The 18588-nt window shown below is 69.2% G+C and carries 20 protein-coding genes; 8 read left to right on the top strand and 12 right to left on the bottom strand.

What is annotated here, in order from left to right:
* Nucleotides 1–28 precede the first annotated feature (28 nt).
* Nucleotides 29–763, bottom strand: a complete 735-nt coding sequence (locus tag FHD67_RS16090; RefSeq protein ID WP_045999962.1) for a ComF family protein — start codon at nucleotides 761–763, stop codon at nucleotides 29–31.
* Between the two features lie 31 nt (nucleotides 764–794).
* Between FHD67_RS16090 and FHD67_RS16085 the strand changes: the two genes are divergently transcribed.
* From FHD67_RS16085 to dalA, 3 genes are all read left to right on the top strand, one after another.
* Entirely contained in the window at nucleotides 795–1619 is an 825-nt protein-coding gene (locus FHD67_RS16085) for a class I SAM-dependent methyltransferase (RefSeq protein ID WP_045999963.1), read from the top strand.
* Entirely contained in the window at nucleotides 1616–2656 is a 1041-nt protein-coding gene (hemH, locus tag FHD67_RS16080; RefSeq protein ID WP_045999964.1) for a ferrochelatase, read from the top strand. Before FHD67_RS16085 ends, hemH begins: the two co-directional genes overlap by 4 nt.
* Nucleotides 2657–2745: 89 nt before the next feature.
* Nucleotides 2746–3261, top strand: a complete 516-nt coding sequence (gene dalA, locus FHD67_RS16075) for a divisome-associated lipoprotein DalA (protein ID WP_045999965.1) — start codon at nucleotides 2746–2748, stop codon at nucleotides 3259–3261.
* A gap of 42 nt (nucleotides 3262–3303) precedes the next feature.
* Here the strand turns inward: dalA and FHD67_RS16070 are convergent, their stop codons facing one another.
* The 6 genes from FHD67_RS16070 to hslO form a co-directional block, all read right to left on the bottom strand.
* On the bottom strand, nucleotides 3304–3825 hold the full coding sequence (locus tag FHD67_RS16070; protein WP_045981359.1) for a L,D-transpeptidase family protein: 522 nt from the start codon (nucleotides 3823–3825) through the stop codon (nucleotides 3304–3306).
* A 64-nt stretch (nucleotides 3826–3889) separates the two neighbouring features.
* Entirely contained in the window at nucleotides 3890–5113 is a 1224-nt protein-coding gene (locus FHD67_RS16065; protein ID WP_139599301.1) for a class I SAM-dependent RNA methyltransferase, read from the bottom strand.
* On the bottom strand, nucleotides 5110–6954 hold the full coding sequence (locus FHD67_RS16060) for an ABC transporter ATP-binding protein (RefSeq protein ID WP_127897822.1): 1845 nt from the start codon (nucleotides 6952–6954) through the stop codon (nucleotides 5110–5112). Before FHD67_RS16060 ends, FHD67_RS16065 begins: the two co-directional genes overlap by 4 nt.
* Nucleotides 6951–8096 carry a CCA tRNA nucleotidyltransferase gene (locus tag FHD67_RS16055; RefSeq protein ID WP_139599299.1) on the bottom strand — a complete coding sequence of 382 codons (1146 nt, stop codon included), beginning with the start codon at nucleotides 8094–8096 and terminating at the stop codon, nucleotides 6951–6953. The genes FHD67_RS16060 and FHD67_RS16055 overlap by 4 nt, the downstream gene beginning before the upstream one ends.
* Nucleotides 8093–8677, bottom strand: a complete 585-nt coding sequence (locus FHD67_RS16050) for an NUDIX hydrolase (RefSeq protein WP_246071325.1) — start codon at nucleotides 8675–8677, stop codon at nucleotides 8093–8095. Before FHD67_RS16050 ends, FHD67_RS16055 begins: the two co-directional genes overlap by 4 nt.
* Nucleotides 8674–9702, bottom strand: coding sequence for an Hsp33 family molecular chaperone HslO (gene hslO, locus FHD67_RS16045; protein WP_139599298.1), 1029 nt, complete (start codon nucleotides 9700–9702; stop codon nucleotides 8674–8676). Before hslO ends, FHD67_RS16050 begins: the two co-directional genes overlap by 4 nt.
* Before the next feature lie 153 nt (nucleotides 9703–9855).
* Between hslO and FHD67_RS16040 the strand changes: the two genes are divergently transcribed.
* A complete protein-coding gene (locus FHD67_RS16040; RefSeq protein ID WP_139599296.1) occupies nucleotides 9856–10299 on the top strand; it encodes an NUDIX domain-containing protein in 444 nt (147 codons plus the stop codon).
* Here FHD67_RS16040 and FHD67_RS16035 read toward each other — a convergent pair.
* Nucleotides 10296–11582 carry a PP2C family protein-serine/threonine phosphatase gene (locus FHD67_RS16035; RefSeq protein ID WP_045999970.1) on the bottom strand — a complete coding sequence of 429 codons (1287 nt, stop codon included), beginning with the start codon at nucleotides 11580–11582 and terminating at the stop codon, nucleotides 10296–10298. The genes FHD67_RS16040 and FHD67_RS16035 overlap by 4 nt on opposite strands.
* A 122-nt stretch (nucleotides 11583–11704) precedes the next feature.
* On the opposite strand from FHD67_RS16035, the gene FHD67_RS16030 reads away from it, so the two are divergent.
* The gene (locus FHD67_RS16030; RefSeq protein ID WP_045999971.1) at nucleotides 11705–12064 is read left to right on the top strand and encodes a hypothetical protein; all 360 of its coding nucleotides are present in this window, start codon (nucleotides 11705–11707) and stop codon (nucleotides 12062–12064) included.
* On the opposite strand, the gene ilvA is transcribed toward FHD67_RS16030, so the two are convergent.
* Entirely contained in the window at nucleotides 12065–13306 is a 1242-nt protein-coding gene (ilvA, locus tag FHD67_RS16025) for a threonine ammonia-lyase IlvA (RefSeq protein WP_045983339.1), read from the bottom strand.
* A gap of 38 nt (nucleotides 13307–13344) precedes the next feature.
* Nucleotides 13345–14073, bottom strand: coding sequence for a hypothetical protein (locus FHD67_RS16020; RefSeq protein ID WP_045999972.1), 729 nt, complete (start codon nucleotides 14071–14073; stop codon nucleotides 13345–13347).
* 105 nt (nucleotides 14074–14178) lie between these two features.
* On the opposite strand from FHD67_RS16020, the gene FHD67_RS16015 reads away from it, so the two are divergent.
* Together FHD67_RS16015 and mog are read left to right on the top strand one after the other, a co-directional pair.
* Complete coding sequence (locus FHD67_RS16015) at nucleotides 14179–15408, top strand: argininosuccinate synthase (RefSeq protein ID WP_045999973.1); 1230 nt, start codon at nucleotides 14179–14181, stop codon at nucleotides 15406–15408.
* The gene (mog, locus tag FHD67_RS16010) at nucleotides 15405–15941 is read left to right on the top strand and encodes a molybdopterin adenylyltransferase (protein ID WP_045999974.1); all 537 of its coding nucleotides are present in this window, start codon (nucleotides 15405–15407) and stop codon (nucleotides 15939–15941) included. Before FHD67_RS16015 ends, mog begins: the two co-directional genes overlap by 4 nt.
* A 77-nt stretch (nucleotides 15942–16018) precedes the next feature.
* On the opposite strand, the gene FHD67_RS16005 is transcribed toward mog, so the two are convergent.
* Nucleotides 16019–16738: an LrgB family protein gene (locus FHD67_RS16005; protein ID WP_045999975.1), complete on the bottom strand. Its 720-nt coding sequence runs from the start codon at nucleotides 16736–16738 to the stop codon at nucleotides 16019–16021.
* Nucleotides 16731–17111 carry a CidA/LrgA family protein gene (locus FHD67_RS16000; protein WP_045999976.1) on the bottom strand — a complete coding sequence of 127 codons (381 nt, stop codon included), beginning with the start codon at nucleotides 17109–17111 and terminating at the stop codon, nucleotides 16731–16733. Before FHD67_RS16000 ends, FHD67_RS16005 begins: the two co-directional genes overlap by 8 nt.
* A gap of 156 nt (nucleotides 17112–17267) precedes the next feature.
* On the opposite strand from FHD67_RS16000, the gene FHD67_RS15995 reads away from it, so the two are divergent.
* On the top strand, nucleotides 17268–18588 hold a 1321-nt coding region (locus FHD67_RS15995; RefSeq protein ID WP_176695161.1), incomplete at its 3' end, for an AAA family ATPase.

The following is an 18588-nucleotide window of genomic DNA, read 5'->3' as shown; positions in this document are numbered from 1 at the left end:
GCGGTCCTTTTTGGTGGCTGCCCCCTATCTAGTGATCCTTGACCGCGCGTGCCAGCACCGCCACCGAAACCGGTCCCGATCCCGCCGCCAGCAGCGCCAGTGCCGCTGCGTGGATCGTGGCCCCCGACGCCATCACGTCGTCGACCAGGATCACCGGCCGCCCCGCCACGCCCGCCGCGCGACGCGGATGCACGGCCAGGGCGTCCTGCTGGTTGGCATAGCGGTCGGCCACGCCGCGATGGTCCTGCGCCTGCGTGTGGCGCACCCGCACCAGCAGGTCGGCCTGGTGATCCAGCCCCAGGGCGCGCGCCACCCGGCCCGACACCTGCGCGGACTGGTTGTACTTGCGTTTTGCCAGGCGGCGCAGGTGCAGGGGCACCGGGGCCACGATCATGCCGGGCATCGCCAATGGTGCCGCCGCCCGCGCCAGCCACGCGGCCATGGGCGGGGCCAGGTCCAGCCGGTCGCCATGCTTCAGCGCCAGGATCAGCCTGCGCGCGGTGCCGCCATAGACCATCGCCGCGCGCCCCCGCGTCCAGGGCCGCACCGTGCCCAGGCAGTCGTCGCAGACCAGCACGGTGTCCACGCCCGACCCGTCATCGGGCAGCGGCGCCCCGCAGCAATCGCAGCAGGCGCCGGTGATGAAGGCAGCCTCGGGCCAGCAGTCGGCGCACAGATGCACGGCCCCCGCGCCCCCGTCGGCCACGCCCGCGCCGCAGGACAGGCATTGGGGGGGATAGAACAGCCGCAGCGCGGCTTTCATCGCCCCCGAAAGCACCTTATGTTCCCGTCCCATGAGTGACCCCAGACCCGCCCTGACCGACCGCATCGCCCTGACCCGCCAGCGCCGCCGCGCCCAACGGGACGGCATGGTCGACCTATTCCACCAGATCGCCGCCGACGAGATCCACGATAGGCTGGCCGAGGTTAACAGAACCTTTACGGCCCCCGCCCTGGTGACCGGTTTTCCCGACATCTGGGGCCCGCGCTTTCCTGATGCGCGGGTGGTGGCGGACGACCCGGTGCTGGACCTGGAACCCGGCGCGCATGACCTGGTGATCCACGCCCTGTCGCTGCATTGGGCGGACGATCCGGTCGGGCAGATGGTGCAGTGCCGCCGCGCCCTGCGCGAGGACGGGCTGTTCATCGGCGTCCTGTTCGGCGGCCAGACCCTGTCCGAAGCCCGCGCCGCCCTGGCCCAGGCCGAGGCCGAGATCACCGGTGGTTTGTCGCCCCGAATCCTGCCCATGGGAGAGATCCGCGACCTGGGCGGCCTGCTGGCCCGTGCGGGACTGGCGTTGCCGGTGGCCGACCTGCTGCCGCAGCGCGCCAGCTATCGCGACCTGTTCCACCTGGGCCGCGACCTGCGTGCGATGGGCGAGGGCAACGCGATGGCCGCGCGCCTGCGCCGGCCCACCCCGCGCACCGTGCTGGCCCGCGCCGCCGATCTGCTGGCCGCCCACAGTCCCGACCGCGACGATCCGTCCCGTGTCGCGGTCACCTTCGATCTGGTCTTTCTGACGGGCTGGGCGCCCTCGGACAGCCAGCCAAAGCCCTTGCGCCCCGGATCGGCCACCACCTCGCTGGCCGATGCGCTGACAAAACTCAGGAAGTCATGATGAGACCCACCCACGCGCCTGCCGACCATCCCGCGGTCAAGCCCGCCAAGACCGGCATCCTGATCGCCAATCTGGGCACGCCGGACGGCTATGACTACTGGTCGATGCGCCGCTATCTGAACGAGTTCCTGTCCGACCGCCGCGTCGTCGACGTGAACCGCCTGATCTGGCAGCCGCTGCTGCAGGGGGTGATCCTGACCAAGCGGCCGTTCAGTTCCGGCAAGAACTACAAGCTGATCTGGAACCACGAGGCGAACGAAAGCCCGCTGCTGACCATCACCAAGGCCCAGACCCGCGCGCTGGCGCAGATGGCGCATGACGAATGGGGCGATCAGGTGATGGTCGATTTCTGCATGCGCTATGGCAATCCGTCGACCGGGGACGTGGTGCGACGGATGGTCGATGCGGGCTGTCGGCGGATCGTGTTCCTGCCGCTTTATCCGCAATATGCGGGGCCGACCTCGGCCACGGCCAACGACCAGCTGTTCCGCGTCCTGATGAAGGAGACCTGGCAGCCCGCCGTGCGCACGGTCGAGCCCTATGTGAACCGCCCCGACTACATCAAGGCGCTGGCCGACAGCGTGCGCCGCGCGCTGGACGGCAAGGTGCCCAAGAAGCTGGTCGCCAGCTATCACGGCATGCCCAAGCGCTATCTGATGCAGGGCGATCCCTATCACTGCCAGTGCCAGAAGACGTCGCGCCTGCTGCGCGAGGAGCTGGGCTGGCCCGAGGGGATCATCGACACGACCTTCCAGTCGGTCTTCGGCCGCGAGGAGTGGCTGCGCCCCTATACGGTGGAGCATGTGGCCGAACTGGCCAAGCAGGGCCATACCGACATCGCGGTGATCTCTCCGGCGTTCTCGTCGGACTGCATCGAGACGCTGGAGGAGATCAACGGCGAGATCAAGGAGGCCTTCGAGGAGGCCGGGGGGCACGAATTCCAGTACATCCCCTGCCTGAACGACGACCCCGCCCATATCCGCGTCATGTTGGAGGTGGTGCGCGAGAACATCGGCGGCTGGGTGCAGCCGCGGTGAGCGTCGGCGCGTTCACGCCAAGTTGGGTTTGATCCGGTGCGAGGCATTGGATAGGACTAGGCCATGTGCGCGAGGAGAGTGGCCGGAACATGAAGAAAATCAACGCGCTTGCGATTCTGGGCCTGATCGTGCTTGGTGCGTGCGGCCCGCGCAATCTGGCGCCTGCGCCGATGGCCATGCCCATGGACCCGGCCGCGGCGGCGGCGCCGGTGGTCGACGACAACGCGGCCATCGCGGGGCGCGTGCTGCAGCAGATCAACACGCTGCGCGGCAACATCGGCCTGTCCCCGCTGCAGCCCAGCCCTGCGCTGGAGGCGGCGTCGCTGGTCCATTCGCGCGACATGTCGGCCCAGAACCGGGCCTGGCACTGGGGGTCGGACGGATCGTCGCCCCTAGACCGGGCGCAGCGTCAGGGGTTCGGCGGAGAGATCATCGGCGAGAATATCTCGGAGACCTACGAGAACGAGATCGAGACGCTGGCCGCATGGATGTCCACGCGCGACACCCGCGACGTGATCATGGACCCGACCGCGACGCAACTGGGCTTTGCCTGGTTCAAGGAGCCGTCGGGCAAGGTCTGGTGGACGCTGCTGACCGGACGCTAGGCCTCGGGCGGCCCCCATGCGGGGCCGCATCGGTCGCGGGGGTCAGGGATAGATGACGACCGGCGTGCCGGGCATCAGCATCGCATAGATTTCCTGGATTTCCTCGTCGGTGACGGCGATGCAGCCGGCCGTCCAGTCGCGCTGGCGGGGGAACAGGTTGTTGCCCTGAGGGCCGCGGCCGTGGATAAAGATGTCGCCGCCCGGATCCATGCCGTACTGCTCGGCGAAGGCGCGGTCGTTGGGGTTCGGATACGAGATGCCCACCGACAGGTGGAACGCGCTGCGCGGGTTGAAGCGGTCGATGTAATAGACGCCTTCGGGGGTCTTGCCGTCGCCCGAGAACTGCTTGTGCCCCACCGGCTGGTTGCCCAGGCTGATGTCATAGGACCGGACCGGCGTGCTGCCGCTGAACAGGTGCATGCGACGCTGACCCTTGTTCACCTGCACCTGGGTGATCGGCGGCCCAGAATAGCGCTGGAACTTGCTGGGTTGCTGCGGCTTTCCACAGGCAGCCAGCAGGGCCAGCATCGAAATCGTGAACGTCCGACGGGTGGTTCTGATCATCACTGCCTCTGAAGCGTTTTTGATTTTTTATGGGCCCGGAATATCACGGATACACCATGCCTGCCTAGCGGTGCGTTAACGCCGCCACCAGTTCGACATGCGGGGAAAACCGGAACTGGTCGACCACCCACAGCCGATCGATGCCATAGCCGGCATCGGCCAGAATCCGCGCATCCTTGGCAAAACTGACCGGGTCGCAGGACACGGCCGCCACCACCGGGACGCGAGCGGCGGCGATCTGACGCATCTGCGCCTCGGCCCCGGCGCGGGGCGGGTCGATCACGATCGCGTCAAACGGGGCCAGTTCATCGGGCATCAGCGGCCTGCGGGCCAGATCGCGGACCTCGGTCGTGACACGGTTCAGGCCCGACGTGGCCCGCCACGCCGAATCAAGGGCGGACAGGGGTGCGGCCAGCCCCTCAACCGCATGGACAGAGGCCCGTTCCGCCAAAGGCAGCGTGAAGGTCCCGCAGCCCGCGAAAAGATCGGCGACCTGGGACGCGCCCGCCACGGTGTCGCGCACCGCAGCCAGCAGTGCGGCCTCGCCCTGGGCGGTGGCCTGAAGGAAGGCACCGGGCGGGGGGACGACATGCGCGCGCCCCATCGGCAGGGCGGGCGCGCGGCGGGTGATGGCCTGGCCATCCCAGTCCAGCCGCGCCAGATCGCCCTCATCCGCGAGGGCGGCCAGGGCCTGGAACAGCGCAGGGTCCATCGGCTTGCCGCCACGCACGGCGACGTCCAGCCCGGCCGGACCATGGATGACGACCAGCGACAGTTCAGCCGCGCGCGACGCCCCGGCGATGACGATGCGGCGCAGCAGCGGCAGCGCGGCCAGGATCTGCGGGCGCAGCACGTGGCATTCGGTCAGATCGACGATCACGTCGGATGCGCGGCCATGAAACCCCACGGTCGCGCCCTTCTTCGTGCGCCGCCCCGATAGCACGGCCCTGCGGCGGCTGTTCGGCGCCGACACGTGGACCTGCGGCAAGGGCGCCGCGATCCCCTGGGCCGCCAGCGCAGTCAGCACGACCTGGGTCTTCCAGGCGGTGGTGAAGGCGTCGGTCGCGTGCATCAGCGAACAGCCCCCGCAGGCGCGGTAATGGCCGCAGACGGGACGGATGCGGTCCGGGGACGGGGTGACGATGCGCGGGGCGGCGATGCGGCCGTCCAGGGCCTCGCCCTCGACGACCTCTCCGGGCAGGACCAGGGGGGCCAGCGCGCGGGCGTCGCCCGACAGGGCCACGCCGTCGCCCTTGCGGCCAAGCCGCTCGATCGTCCATTGGGTCATTCCGCAGCCTCTTCGGTGCCCAGGAAACCGCCCGACTGGCGGTTCCAGTAGCGGGCATAGCGGCCGTCGCGGGCCAGCAGGTCGTCATGGCCGCCCTGTTCGACGATGCGCCCGTCCTCGATCACCAGGATGCGGTCCAGTTCCGCGATGGTGGACAGTCGGTGCGCGATGGCCAGCACGGTCTTGCCGCGCATGGCGCGGGTCAGGGCATCCTGGACCTGGGCCTCGACCTCGCTGTCCAGCGCACTGGTCGCCTCGTCCAGGACCAGGATCGGCGCGTCCTTGAGGAAGGCGCGGGCCAGGGCGATGCGCTGGCGCTGGCCGCCCGACAGCTTGACGCCGCGTTCGCCCAGATAGGCGTCGTACCCGGTGCGGCCCGCATAATCCTCCAGCGTCAGGATGAAGTCATGCGCCTCAGCCGCCTTGGCGGCGGCCACGACCTCGTCCTGCGTCGCGTCGGGGCGACCGTACAGGATGTTGTCGCGGGCGGATCGGTTGAACATGGCGGTGTCCTGGGTGACCATCGCTACCTGGCGGCGCAGGCTTTCCTGGGTCACATCGCGCAGGTCGTGGCCGTCGATGCGGATGGTGCCCCGTTCGACATCGTAGAGCCGCAGCAGCAGGCCGACCAGCGTCGTCTTGCCCGCGCCGGACGCGCCGACGATGCCGATCTTCTCTCCGGCCGGGATGGTCAGGGTCAGGTCGCGGATGCCGCCCGCGTCGCGGCCATAGGCGAATTCGACATGGTCGAACTCGATCCGGCCCTGCACGCGCGACAGGGTCCGGGCGCCGGGGCGGTCGGTCAGGGCATGGGGCGGGGACAGGGTCTTCATCCCGTCCTCGACCTCTCCGATGCTGCCCCACATGCCCATCAGGGCCATGCTGACCCACCCGGTCATCTGCGACAGGCGCATGGCGATGGCACCGCTGGCGGCGACATCGCCCACGGTCGCGGTGCCGTCGCGCCACAGCAGGATCGCGCCGCCGACCAAAATCACCGGTAGGATCCCCGCCACGACCATCAGCGACAGCCGGAACCAGGTCGAGACGACGCCGAAATCCAGCGCGCGTTCGCGGAACCCCGCCATCGCGCCCAGGGCGGCCTGATCCTCGTGGTCGGCATGAGCGAACAGCTTGACCGTCTTGATGTTGGTGATGGTGTCGACGACCTGTCCGGTGACATTGGCCCGCGCCGATGCGCGCGCGCCCGATTTCGCGCGGATGCGTGGCAGGAAGAACCGGATCAGCGCGAAATAGGCCGCCAGCCAGACCAGCAGCGCCACCGCGCCCCAGCCATCGACGGCCAGCAGGAAGGCCGCCGATCCCAGCACGGATGCCAGGGCGAATGCCACAACGTTCACCATCTCGGATGCGACATCGGTCACCGCGCGCGCGGTCTGCATCTGCTTTTGCGCCAGCCGCCCGGCAAAGTCGTTGTCGAAGAAGGTGACCGCATGTCCCATCGTCCAGCGATGCAGGCGCGACAGCACCAGCGGCAGGATGTTCGGTCCGATGATCACGTTCGAGCTGGCCGTGGACAGGCCATAGATCGCCGGGCGCACCACTAGGAAGAACCCCGCGAACAGCGCGACCAGGCCCCAGTTCTGGTCCCAGAAGACGCCGGGCGCGCTGGTCGTGACCGCATCGACGACCATCCCCAGCAGCAGCGCCGAGACGACATCCGCCACCCCGCCCAGGGCGGAGGCGATGGCGGCAAAGCCCAGCCCCGGCCAGGCGCCCGACAGGCACCAGCGGAAGAAGGCCATCAGCGTGGCGGGCGGCGCGCCCTCGGCCGGGCGAAAGGCGTCGACCATGCGGCCGAAGCGGGTGTGCAGGCTCATTCGTCGTCCTTCCCGGCCAGGCGGGCCGCGTCGATCAGGGCAGGGGCGGGCAGGGTGAAGGCCGACGCGATCCACGCCTCCTCCGCGGCCTTCAGGGCCCGTCCCAAGGCAGGCCCCTGCAGCGGGGCCAGGTCGGCTGCGGCCACGGGCAGGGGGGACCGGGTCGCCCGCGTGATGCGGGCCTGCCAGTCGGGGGGCAGCGGGTGGCCGTCGGCGGCCATCAGGGCGGCATGGTCGGTCGCGGCATCCGCGCCCAGGTGCCATGCCGCGCGGTCCAGCGACCAGCCGCGTGCCCGGTCAAGCGCCGCCAGCGCGCGCTGATCGGCGCGCGACAGGCGCAGGTCGGGCTGGACCGGACCAAGCGCCGCCAGACGGCGCAGCCAGCCGCCGGGCGCGGGTTCGGCGTCCAGCAGCGCCTGCAGGCGCGCGGCATCGGCACCGGGCAGCAACTGATGCAGCACCCCCGTCCGGTCCATCAGCGCGACCGCCGGGCCGGGGTCGGGCGCGTCCAGCAGTTTCTTCAGTTCCGCCCCGATGCGTTCGCGGGCGATGCGCGACAGGCCGTCGCGATGCGCGCCGCAGGCGGCGACGGCGGCCGGGTCGGCATCCTGCCCGTAGCGGGCCAGGAAACGGAAGAAGCGCAGGATGCGCAGGTAATCCTCGGTGATCCGCGCGTGGGCGTCGCCGACAAAGCGCAGGCGACGCGCGGCCAGATCGGGCAGGCCGCCCATCGGATCGATCACCTCCCCGTCGCGGCCCGCGTAAAGCGCGTTGATGGTGAAATCGCGGCGCGCCGCGTCCTGGGCCAGATCGGTCGAGAACGCGACCACGGCATGACGACCATCGGTGGCGACGTCCCGGCGAAAGGTCGTGACCTCGAACCCGCGCCCGCCAGCGATCAGCGTGACGGTGCCGTGGTCGATGCCTGTGGGCACCGCGCGCAGGCCCGCAGCCTGCGCCAGCCGGGTCACCCGGTCGGGCAGGGCGTCGGTCGCGATGTCGATGTCGTCGATGGGTTGCCCCAACAGCGCGTTGCGCACCGCGCCGCCCACCAGATAAGCGTGATCGCCCTCTGCCTGCAGCGCGTCCAGCACCCGGATCAGGGCGGCATCCTCCAGCACATGCGCGGGCAACCGGGTCATAGGCGCCGCGCCAGTCCCAGCAGGATGCGCGCGGTCGCGCCCCAAAGGTAATAGGGCCCGAACGGCGCCGCGTGATAGCTGCGCCAGCCGCCGCGCCAGCGCCGGCGTTCGACGCGATAGCGGGCGGGGTCGGCGACATGCGCAAAGGGCAGGTCGAACGCCTCCTGCACCTCTCCGGCCTCGGGGACGGGGGCGAAGGGGCCGTCGATCACGGCCAAAACCGGGGTCACGGAAAAGCCTGTGACGGTGCGGTGCGGCGGCAGGCAGCCCAGCACGCGCACCTGGGAGGGGTCCAGGCCGATCTCCTCGCGCGCCTCGCGAAGGGCGGCGGCGACGGCATCGGCGTCGCCCGGATCGACCTTGCCGCCGGGCAGGGCGATCTGGCCGGGATGGTGGCGCAACCCCGACGCGCGCTTCGTCAGGACCAGGCGCCCGTCATCGGCGCGAAACGCCGCCAGCACCCCCGCCGGGCGCAGGGGCGCGTCCGGCGGCGCGGCTTCGGGGTTCAGGTCATAGTCGGAGCTGGGGTCCGCCGCGCGGCGCAGGGCGTCGCGCAGGCGGGATTCGGACCACTCCGTCACTCGGCCGCCTTGTCGCTGTCGCTGTCGGGCAGGGGGTTGCCGTCGGCATCCACCGTCGCCTCGAAGCCCAGGCTTTGCGGGTCGAAGACGTAATGCGCGCCGCAGAACTGGCAATCGGCGGTCACGGTCCCCTCCGGCGTGGTCATGTGCCCGATGTCCTTGGCCGAATAGATCGACAGCGTGCCCCGCACCCGGTCGGCGTCGCAGGAACAGCCGAACTCCACGCGGTGCGCGTCGAAGACCCGCGGCGTCTCTTCGTGGAACAGGCGCAGCAGCAGGTCGGTCGGGCCGACGGTGGGGCCGATCAGCTCCAGCGTCTCGACCGTGTCCAGCAGGATGTTGGCCCGGCTCCAATCCTCGGATTCCGCGCCCTGCAGGATGTCGGCCGCCTCGATCAGCCCGCCCTCGCCGCTGCCACCCTCGGTCGGCTGCGCCGGATTGCCGGGCAAAGTCTGCAGCATCATGCCGCCTGCGCGCCACTGCGCGTCCTGACCGGACAGGCGCGACTGACCCGATGCCAGCTGGAACCGCGTCGGCAGCTGTTCGGATTGCGCGAAATAGGTCTGCGCGCAGGCCGACAGCGACCCGCCCGTCAGCGGCGTGATGCCCTGATAGGGGGTGCTGCCCGGTCCCTGGTCGATCAGGATGGCGAAATAGCCCTCGCCGATCTGCTCGAAGGGGGCGCGGGCATCCAGGCGATCGGGGTCGAAGCTGGCCCAGGCCCGGATGCGGGCGGGCTTGCCCTCGCCCTCGGGGGCGAAATAGTCGGCGGCCAGCGTGCGGATCGCGCCGTTGCCGCGCACCTGCAGGCTCAGCTTCCAGCGCAGCTTGACGGTCGGGCCGATCAGCGCGGTCAGCAGCGCGATCTCGGCGACCATGGCGCTGACGGCGGGTGGATAGTCGTGACGCGACAGGATATGGTCCAAGACGCCGTCCAGACGCACCACGCGGCCCCGGATGGAGCTGCGGTCAAGTTGAAAGGGCAGTACGGTGTCGTCCCAGGCGATCTGGTTGATCTTGCTCATGATTGATCCTTGAGGTGGTGTCGGCGCCGACATTGCGCGCCCGGTTGCGCCCAATATAAGGCATTTTCCGCCGATCCCAAGGGGGCCCGGGCACGCCGCTTTCCGCCACGCCCGGTCCGGGCTATCACGGGCGGGCAATCAGACAGGTGCCCCATGATCCCGCGTTTCGGACAACCGCCGCTGACCGGACCCTGCTATCGCCGCAGGCCCGGCGCCTATGCGATCCTGTGGCGCGACGGGCGCATCCTGCTGACGCATCAGCAGGCGCCCGAACCCGAATTCCAGCTGCCCGGCGGCGGCATCGACCCTGGAGAGCATGCCCTGGCGGCCCTGCACCGCGAGGTGGCCGAGGAGACCGGCTGGACCATCGGCGCGCCGCGCTATCTGGGCAGCTATCGGCGGTTCTGCTTCATGCCCGATTACGACATGCACGCCGAAAAGCGCTGTCAGATCTGGGTGGCACGGCCGATCAGCCGCCTGTCGCCGCCGACCGAACCGGGACACAGTGCGCATTGGATGACGCCCGCGCAGGCGATGGACGCGCTGGCCGATCCAGGGTCGCGTGCGGCGCTGTCGGGGTGGCTGGCGGGACGCTAGCCGTCGTCCAGGCGGATGACCTTGCCCGTGCCACGAAACTCGACCAGCACCGCGGACATGTCGTCCTGCCGTTCGCCGCGGCAATATTCCGACACCGACCAGGCCATCGATTCCAGGAAGGAGTGGCCGTTCAGAAAGGCGTTGGTGCGCATCACCGCCTCAAGCCCGTCATTGCCCAGCTGGCGGCCGTTGGGGGTCGTGGCCTCGGTGATGCCGTCGGATGCGATCAGCAGACGGTCGCCGGGACCAAGGGTGATGTCGATCTCGTCGAAGAGCGGGCTTTCGAAGACGCCGATCGGCATGCCGCCCGCGCCCAGATGCGTCACCGTGCCGTCGGCCCGTTGCAGCGCGGGGTGGGGGTGCCCCGCCTGGACCATGCGCAGGTGCCCTGTCATGTGGTTCAGCTCGGCATAGATCATGGTGAAGTAGGTGTCGGTGTTCATCTCCTCCAGCATCATCGTGTTGAAGAAATGCGCCAGCGCCGCCGGCCCCCCCGCATCCGCCCCGCCAAGCGCGCCGCGCAGCGCGATGTTCTGGTCGGACGACCCCGACAGGTGCACCGACAGCTGCGCCGTCAGCAGTGCCGCGGTCACGCCATGCCCCGATACGTCCAGCGCATAGAGGCCAAGCCTGTCGTCGCCGATGGGAAAGAATCCCACCAGGTCGCCGCCGATATGGCCCGCCGGGCGCAACAGCAGGCTGATCTCAATCTGGCCGAACCGCCCGGAGCGTTCGCGCACCAGCCCCTGCTGCAGCTTGCGCGCCTCCCGCAGGTCGCGTTCCATCGCGGCCTGGGTCTCGGACAACTGCGACAGGGCCTGACGCAGTTGGGTGTTGCTGGCGCGCAGCTCCTCCTCGATGCGCAGGATGCGTTCGCCGGCGGCAAGGCGCGCCAGCAGTTCCTGGGGTGCCACGGGCTTGGTCAGGAAATCGTCGGCGCCGGCCTGCAAGCCCTCGGTGATGGCATGGGCGTCGGCATTCGACGTCAGCAGCACGAAATAGCCATAGTTCGGGCGCGACAACTGGCGGAACGCGGCGCAGAACTGCAGGCCGGTCATCTCGGGCATCACCCAGTCCGACAGCACAAGGTCCGGGGCCAGCCTTTCGCACAGCTGCAGCGCCTCTGCCCCGTTGGCGGCCTCGATCACGTCATAGCCGCCGCGTTTCAGCAGCCGCGCCAGCAGCCGGCGTTGCGCGGCGCTGTCATCGACCAGCAGCACCAGCCGCTTCTGCTTGGGCGGTGCCGTGTCGGAGAGGGGAGAGGGGCGATTCGCGGCTGTCATGGGACCATGCATAGCGTGCCGGTCGTAAATTTCGGGTAAACCGCCCCGTTTCCCGCGGTTAAACTTTTCGCAACGCGGCCGCGCTAGACAAGGGCATGTCAGCGATTCGAAGGGTTTGGGGAATGATCGATTGGAACCGCGTGATCGAGCTGCGCGACGAGCTTGGCCCCGAGGAGCTTTTGCCCATCATCGACATGATCCTGGTCGAGATCGAGGCGCATCTGTTCGCGCTGGACAGCCGTACCCTGCACCTGGCCGAGGACCTGCACCTGCTGCGCGGCCTGGCGCTGAACATCGGCTTCACCGAGTTCTGCGCCCAGTGCCTGCGCGCCGAACAGCAGCTGGCCCGCGGCGACCAGACGGCCCTGGCCCCCGCGGCGCTGCGCGCCAGCTTCGGCCATACAAAGCAGCTGTTCCTGCGCGATCTGCCGCATGTGATGGACGGCGACCAGGGCGGCCAGGCCGCCGCCCGCGCGTCGTGATCAGACCAGCAGTTCCGACAGGATGCCGTCGTTCGTGATGTCGCGATAGGCAAAGCCTGACCGGTCCAGCCGCGCCATCAGCGTGATCAGGTTGGCCGGGTCCGACGTCTCGATCCCGATCAGCACCGAACCGAAGTTGCGGGCGGATTTCTTGAGGTATTCGAACCGCGCGATGTCGTCGTTCGGTCCCAGCAGGTCCAGGAAATCGCGCAGCGCGCCGGGGCGCTGCGGCATGCGCAGCACGAAATACTTCTTCACCCCCTGGAACCGCTGGGCCCGCTCCTTGACCTCGGGCAGGCGCTCAAAATCGAAATTGCCGCCCGAACAGACCGCGACGACGGTCTTGCCGGACAAGTCGCCCAGATCACCCAGCACGTCCAACGCCAGCGCGCCCGCGGGTTCCAGCACCACGCCTTCGGTGTTCAGCATCTCCAGCATGGTGCGGCAGATGCGGTCCTCGGGGGCCAGATAGACGTCGGCGGGGGTAAAGCGCTGCAGCGCCTCGAAGGGCAGGGCCCCGATGCGCGCGACCGCGGCACCGTCGACGAAGCTGTCCACCGCCGGCAGGGCCACGGGCGCCCCCTCCTGCAGTGCGGCCTTGAGGCTGGCGCCGCCCAGGGGTTCGGCAAAGGCAAAACGGGTGTCGGGCGCCTGGGTCGCCAGCAGCTTGGTGACGCCCGCTGACAGGCCGCCCCCACCCACGGGCAGCACGACCAGGTCGGGCGCGCGGCCAAGCTGCGCCAGCATCTCCATACCGACGGTGGCCTGCCCCTCGATCACGTCGGGGGCGTCGAAGGGCGACAGGAACTGCGCGCCCTGTTCGGCGCAGAAGGCCTGGGCCGCGGCCAGGGTCTGGTCGAAATAGTCGCCCTTCAGCACGATCTCGATCGCGTCTCCGCCGAACATGCGGGTCTTGTCGATCTTCTGTCCCGGCGTGGTGATCGGCATGAAGATCGTGCCGCGCGCGCCGAAATGGCGGCAGGCATAGGCCACGCCCTGGGCATGGTTCCCCGCACTGGCGCAGACGAAATGCCCGGGCGCGCCGGGCGTGACCTGCTTGCGCATTGCGTTGAACGCCCCGCGCAGCTTGTAGCTGCGCACGGGGGTCAGGTCCTCGCGCTTGAGCCAGATGTCGGCGCCGTATTTCGCCGACAGATGGTCGTTGCGTTGCAGGGGCGTAGGCTCGAACAGGTCGCGAAGCGCGGCCTCGGCCAGACGGACGGCGGCGACAAAGTTTTCCATGCCCCGCCCATGCCGCGAAACGGGCCTGTTGGCAAGGGTCAGCGCAGCGCGCGACCCTCGACGAAATGCCCCCAGAGCGTGGTGATGATCGACAGCGACAGCAGGGTGCCCAGCCAGGCAGCCAGAAGCGTGGCCACCAGCCCCACCAGACCGGGGATCTGCGACGCAAGGTTCAGAATGGTCTGCAGGATCTGGCTGAACACGGCCAGAAGGAGCAGGGTGCCCAGACAGGATTCCGTCCCCTTCCAGCCGGTCGTCAGCGGCTTTGCGGCGCCGATGGCCGCCCCGGCCAGCCCTGTTCCAAGGCGCAGGCCGATGATGGCCACCGCGATCCCGATGATCAGGCTGGCCAGCATGGTGACGTAGATGCTGCCGTTCAACGCCGAGGTCAGCGCCACGATGAGGATCATGGGCATGAAGACGATCAGCATGATGCCGAGGCTCATCCTGACCGCCGCCCAGAAATAGCGCGCCTCGGAACCTCCGAAGCTGCGAAAGACCTGCGGGCGTTCCCCCAGGAGGACGTGACGATGCCAGGATGCAGCCAGGCTGACGAAGGCCAGCACGAAGGTCGCGACGATCGCCACTGCCACCACTGCGACAATGATCCCGGGCGGATCGCCGACCGCTAGGGCCTGGTGCGCGGCCATCCCGATGCCGATGCCGAGGGCGGCCAGCAACAGCGGCAGAACCGACAGCGTCAGCGCCGCGCCCAGATTGCCGGTCAGCTGCAGAATGGAATGGCGGAGAAGGCGAAAGGCCAGCATCAAATCATTCGTTTGAAATGGCCCAGACCCTAATCGCCGCCGAACCCTTGTGACAACGCGCAAATCGCCGTATTCCCGCTGAAACTTCGACGAAGGGTTAACCGCATGTCCGACGCGCCGAAAAAAGTCGTCCTCGCCTATTCGGGGGGGCTTGATACCTCGATTATCCTGAAATGGCTGCAGACCGAATACGGCTGCGAGGTGGTGACCTTCACCGCCGATCTGGGCCAGGGCGAGGAGCTGGAGCCCGCGCGCGAAAAGGCGCTGATGCTGGGCATCGCGGCTGAGAACATCCACATCGTCGACGTGCGCGAGGAATTCGTGCGCGACTTCGTCTTCCCGATGTTCCGGGCCAATGCGCTGTACGAGGGGCTGTATCTGCTGGGCACGTCGATCGCGCGGCCGCTGATCTCTCAGCATCTGGTGCGGATCGCGCAGGAATCGGGCGCGGATGCGGTGGCGCATGGCGCGACGGGCAAGGGCAACGATCAGGTCCGGTTCGAGCTGTCGGCCTATGCGCTGGACCCGTCGATCAAGGTGATCGCGCCCTGGCGGGAATGGGACCTGACCAGCCGCACCAAGCTGATCGAGTTCGCCGAGAAGAACCAGATCCCCATCGCCAAGGACAAGCGCGGCGAGGCGCCCTTCAGCGTGGACGCGAACCTGCTGCACACCTCCAGCGAGGGCAAGGCGCTGGAGAACCCGGCCGAGGCCGCGCCCGATTACGTCTATCAGCGCACCGTGAACCCCGAGGACGCGCCCGATCAGCCCGAGTTCATCGAGGTGGCCTTCGAGAAGGGCGATGCGGTGGCGATCAATGGCGAGGCCATGTCGCCCGCCACGATCCTGACCAAGCTGAACGAACTGGGCGGCCGACACGGCATCGGCCGTCTGGATTTCGTCGAGAACCGCTTTGTCGGCATGAAGTCGCGCGGCATCTATGAGACGCCGGGCGGCACGGTCCTCTTGGAGGCCCATCGCGGGATCGAGCAGATCACCTTGGACAGCGGTGCGGGCCACCTAAAGGATTCGATCATGCCGCGCTATGCCGAGCTGATCTATAACGGCTTCTGGTTCAGCCCCGAGCGCGAGATGCTGCAGGCCCTGATCGACAAGTCGCAGGAGCATGTGACGGGCACGGTGCGGCTGAAGCTCTACAAGGGTCTGGCGACCTGCGTGGGCCGCTGGTCGGATCACTCGCTCTACAGCGAGGCGCATGTGACCTTCGAGGACGACGCGGGTGCCTATGACCAGAAGGACGCGGCGGGCTTCATCCGCCTGAACGCGCTGCGCCTGAAGCTGATCGCGAACCGCAACGCCCGCGTGGCGAAATGACGGACGGGGCCGCCCGCATCGCCATCGTGACCGTCAGCGACCGCGCGTCGCGAGGCGAGTACGAGGACAAGGGCGGCCCCGGCGCCGAGGCCTGGCTGCGGGGTGTCGTCACCTCGCCCATGGCCATCGAACGCCACATCATCCCCGACGGCCGCGACAGCGTCGCCAGCACCCTGCGCGATCTGGCCGACGGGGGCGCGGACCTCATCCTGGTGACCGGCGGCACCGGCCCCGCACCGCGCGACCTGACGCCCGAGGCCGTGGCCGACGTGATGGACAAGGAACTGCCCGGCTTCGGAGAGGAGATGCGCCGCGCCTCGCTGCGCGAGGTACCGACCGCCATCCTGTCGCGCCAGACCGCGGCGATCCGCGGGCGTAGCCTGATCATCACCATCCCCGGCAAGCCTTCGGCCATCGCCACCTGCCTGGATGCGGTCTTTGCCGCTGTCCCCTATTGCCTGGACCTGATGGGTGCGGCGCGCATCGAGACCGATCCTGCACGGATCCAGGCCTTTCGTCCCAAATCGGCCTGACCGCCCGTATGTGCTGGCAAAGGGGGTATTTGGACAAAGGAGACTGATTTCTTCTTTGTCCAAATACCCGAAAGCGCCTAGCCGCCGAACAGACGCAGGGCCAGCGGGGCGATGATCGCCGTCAGCACCGCGTTCAGGCCCATGCCGATGCCCGAAAACGCGCCCGCCGTGGCGTTTACCTGGAACGCCCGGGCCGTTCCGATGCCATGCGCGGCGACGCCCACCGCAAATCCGCGCGCGCGCCAGTCGCGGATCTTCATCGCGTTCAGCAGAGGCGTGACCACGATCGCGCCGAAGATGCCCGTCAGCAGAACCAGCGCCGCGGTCAGCGTGGGCTGACCGCCCAGCTGTTCGGCGATGCCAATGGCCACCGGCGCGGTGGTGGATTTCGGTGCAAGCGAGGCCAGAACCGATCCCTCGATCCCGAAGGCGCGGGCGATCAGCAGGGCCGAGACGACCGCGACGCCCGATCCGGCCAGCAACCCTGCCAGCATCGGCCACGCCGCGCGCCGCACGCGGGGCAGGTTGTCATAAAGAGGCAGCGCCAGCGCCACGGTGGCCGGCCCCAGCATGAAATGCACGAACTGCGCGCCGTCGAAATAGGTGGCGTAGTCGGTCCCCGTCATCCCCAGCAGCACCGCCAGCAGGATCACCGCGATCAGCACGGGGTTGGCCCAGCTAGCGCGGCCCAGCCTGCGCGACACTGCGTCGCCCGCGAGGTACGCGACCAGCGTGGCGGTCAGCCACAACAGCGGCCCCTGCGCCAGATAGGACCAGATCAGGACCGGATCACTCACGCCCCTGGTCCCTCAGGGCGGCGCGTTCCTCGGATCCGGTCAGGCGGGCCACCGCGGTGAAGGCCCAGGCCCCTGCGGCGATGGCCAGCACCGTCGATCCCGTCAGGGCGGCGGCCAACCCCAGCCCCTGTTCGCGCAGCAGATCCCAGTGGGCCACGATGCCGACGCCCGCAGGCACGAAAAACAGCGACAGATGCGACAAGAGTCCCGTCGCCGTGGGGCGGATCGCCTGCGCCAGGTCGGGGCGCAGGATGAAGGCCGCGACCATCGCGATCAGTCCGACCACCGGGCCGGGCAGGGGCAGGCCCAGGCCGCGCGAGGTGATCTCTCCGACCAGCTGGAACGTCAGGATGATGGCAAGGCTGCGGATCATGCCGCCAGAGTAGCGTGCGGCCCCCGGTCGCGCCAGTGGCGACGCCGCGCATCTTGTGGATAAGTGTCCCGGCGGGGCGACATCTTGCGGTCCGGTTGACTTGTCCCCCCTGCGGATGGACAATCCGCCAGCCTTTTCGAATCTGGACCCGACCCCTTGCGCTTTGACCGCCTGCGACTGAACGGCTTCAAGAGCTTCGTGGACCCGACCGATCTGGTCATCCGCGAGGGGCTGACGGGCGTGGTCGGGCCCAACGGCTGCGGCAAGTCCAACCTGCTGGAGGCCCTGCGTTGGGTCATGGGCGAAAACCGCCCCACCGCGATGCGCGGCGAGGGGATGGAGGACGTGATCTTTGCGGGCACCACGCGCCGCAATGCCCGTGCCCATGCCGAGGTTTCGCTGAGCGTCGACAACCGCGACCGTCTGGCGCCCGCGGGCTTCAACGAGGACGACCAGTTCGACATCACCCGTCGCATCACCCGCGACGCGGGCAGCGCCTACAAGATCGCCGGCAAGGACGTGCGGGCGCGCGACGTGCAGATGCTGTTTGCGGATGCCTCGACCGGGGCGCACAGCCCGGCGCTGGTGCGGCAGGGCCAGATCAGCGAGCTGATCAGCGCCAAGCCCAAGTCGCGTCGCCGCATCCTGGAGGAGGCGGCGGGGATCTCGGGGCTTTACGCGCGCCGCCACGAGGCGGAGCTGAAGCTGAACGGGGCCGAAGGCAACCTGACGCGCGTCGACGACACGCTGGACCAGCTGTCGTCCCAGGCCGCGACACTGGCCCGGCAGGCGCGTGCGGCGGCGAAGTACCGCGAGATCGGCGCCGCGCTGCGGCTGGCCGAGGGGATGCTGCTGTATCGCCGCTGGTCGGATGCCGAGGCTGCGCGCCTTGCCGCGGCGCAGGCCCTGGCCGAGGCGGTGCGGGCCGCCGGTCAGGCGGGTGCCGCCGCCGATGCCGCCGTCCTGCGGCGGACCGAGACCGAGGCCGCCCTGCCGCCGCTGCGCGAAGAGGAGCAGATCGCCGCCGCCCTGGTCCAGCGGCTGGCCGTGGAGACCGAGGCTCTGGCCGAGGCCGGGCGGCGCGCGACCCAGGCCATCACCGCGCTGTCGGGGCGTCTGGCGCAGCTGGACCGCGACATCGATCGCGAGCAGGCGCTGAACCGCGATGCCGATGAGGTCGTGCGCCGCCTGACCTGGGAGGCCGAGCAGCTGCGCGCGGGCGGCGAGGGTCATGACGCGCGGCTGGAGATGGCCTCCGCCCAGGCCGAGGCCGCCGCCGAGACGCTGCACGAGGTCGAGGCCCGGCTGGCCGAGCTGACCGACGAATCCGCCCGCCTGGCCGCCCGCCATCAATCGGCCGAGCGTCTGGCCCATGACCTGCGCGCCATGTTCGACCGCGCCGACCGGGCCGCCGCCGAGGCCGCCGAGGCGCTGGCCGCCGCCGATGCCGCCGGAGAGGCCGCGGCCGCCGCGCTGG

The organism is Paracoccus haeundaensis, assembly GCF_006239215.1.
GTDB classification, from domain to species: domain Bacteria; phylum Pseudomonadota; class Alphaproteobacteria; order Rhodobacterales; family Rhodobacteraceae; genus Paracoccus; species Paracoccus marcusii.
This window is presented reverse-complemented; position numbering and strand designations above follow the sequence as displayed.

Excerpts from the sequence above, each read along its gene's own strand:
- FHD67_RS16090 (WP_045999962.1), bottom strand. The coding sequence starts at position 763 with ATGAAAGCCGCGCTGCGGCTGTTCTATCCCCCCCAATGCCTGTCCTGC.
- FHD67_RS16085 (WP_045999963.1), top strand. The coding sequence starts at position 795 with ATGAGTGACCCCAGACCCGCCCTGACCGACCGCATCGCCCTGACCCGC.
- hemH (WP_045999964.1), top strand. The coding sequence starts at position 1,616 with ATGATGAGACCCACCCACGCGCCTGCCGACCATCCCGCGGTCAAGCCC.
- dalA (WP_045999965.1), top strand. The coding sequence starts at position 2,746 with ATGAAGAAAATCAACGCGCTTGCGATTCTGGGCCTGATCGTGCTTGGT.
- FHD67_RS16070 (WP_045981359.1), bottom strand. The coding sequence starts at position 3,825 with ATGATCAGAACCACCCGTCGGACGTTCACGATTTCGATGCTGGCCCTG.
- FHD67_RS16065 (WP_139599301.1), bottom strand. The coding sequence starts at position 5,113 with ATGACCCAATGGACGATCGAGCGGCTTGGCCGCAAGGGCGACGGCGTG.
- FHD67_RS16060 (WP_127897822.1), bottom strand. The coding sequence starts at position 6,954 with ATGAGCCTGCACACCCGCTTCGGCCGCATGGTCGACGCCTTTCGCCCG.
- FHD67_RS16055 (WP_139599299.1), bottom strand. The coding sequence starts at position 8,096 with ATGACCCGGTTGCCCGCGCATGTGCTGGAGGATGCCGCCCTGATCCGG.
- hslO (WP_139599298.1), bottom strand. The coding sequence starts at position 9,702 with ATGAGCAAGATCAACCAGATCGCCTGGGACGACACCGTACTGCCCTTT.
- FHD67_RS16040 (WP_139599296.1), top strand. The coding sequence starts at position 9,856 with ATGATCCCGCGTTTCGGACAACCGCCGCTGACCGGACCCTGCTATCGC.
- FHD67_RS16035 (WP_045999970.1), bottom strand. The coding sequence starts at position 11,582 with ATGACAGCCGCGAATCGCCCCTCTCCCCTCTCCGACACGGCACCGCCC.
- FHD67_RS16030 (WP_045999971.1), top strand. The coding sequence starts at position 11,705 with ATGATCGATTGGAACCGCGTGATCGAGCTGCGCGACGAGCTTGGCCCC.
- ilvA (WP_045983339.1), bottom strand. The coding sequence starts at position 13,306 with ATGGAAAACTTTGTCGCCGCCGTCCGTCTGGCCGAGGCCGCGCTTCGC.
- FHD67_RS16020 (WP_045999972.1), bottom strand. The coding sequence starts at position 14,073 with ATGCTGGCCTTTCGCCTTCTCCGCCATTCCATTCTGCAGCTGACCGGC.
- FHD67_RS16015 (WP_045999973.1), top strand. The coding sequence starts at position 14,179 with ATGTCCGACGCGCCGAAAAAAGTCGTCCTCGCCTATTCGGGGGGGCTT.
- mog (WP_045999974.1), top strand. The coding sequence starts at position 15,405 with ATGACGGACGGGGCCGCCCGCATCGCCATCGTGACCGTCAGCGACCGC.
- FHD67_RS16000 (WP_045999976.1), bottom strand. The coding sequence starts at position 17,111 with ATGATCCGCAGCCTTGCCATCATCCTGACGTTCCAGCTGGTCGGAGAG.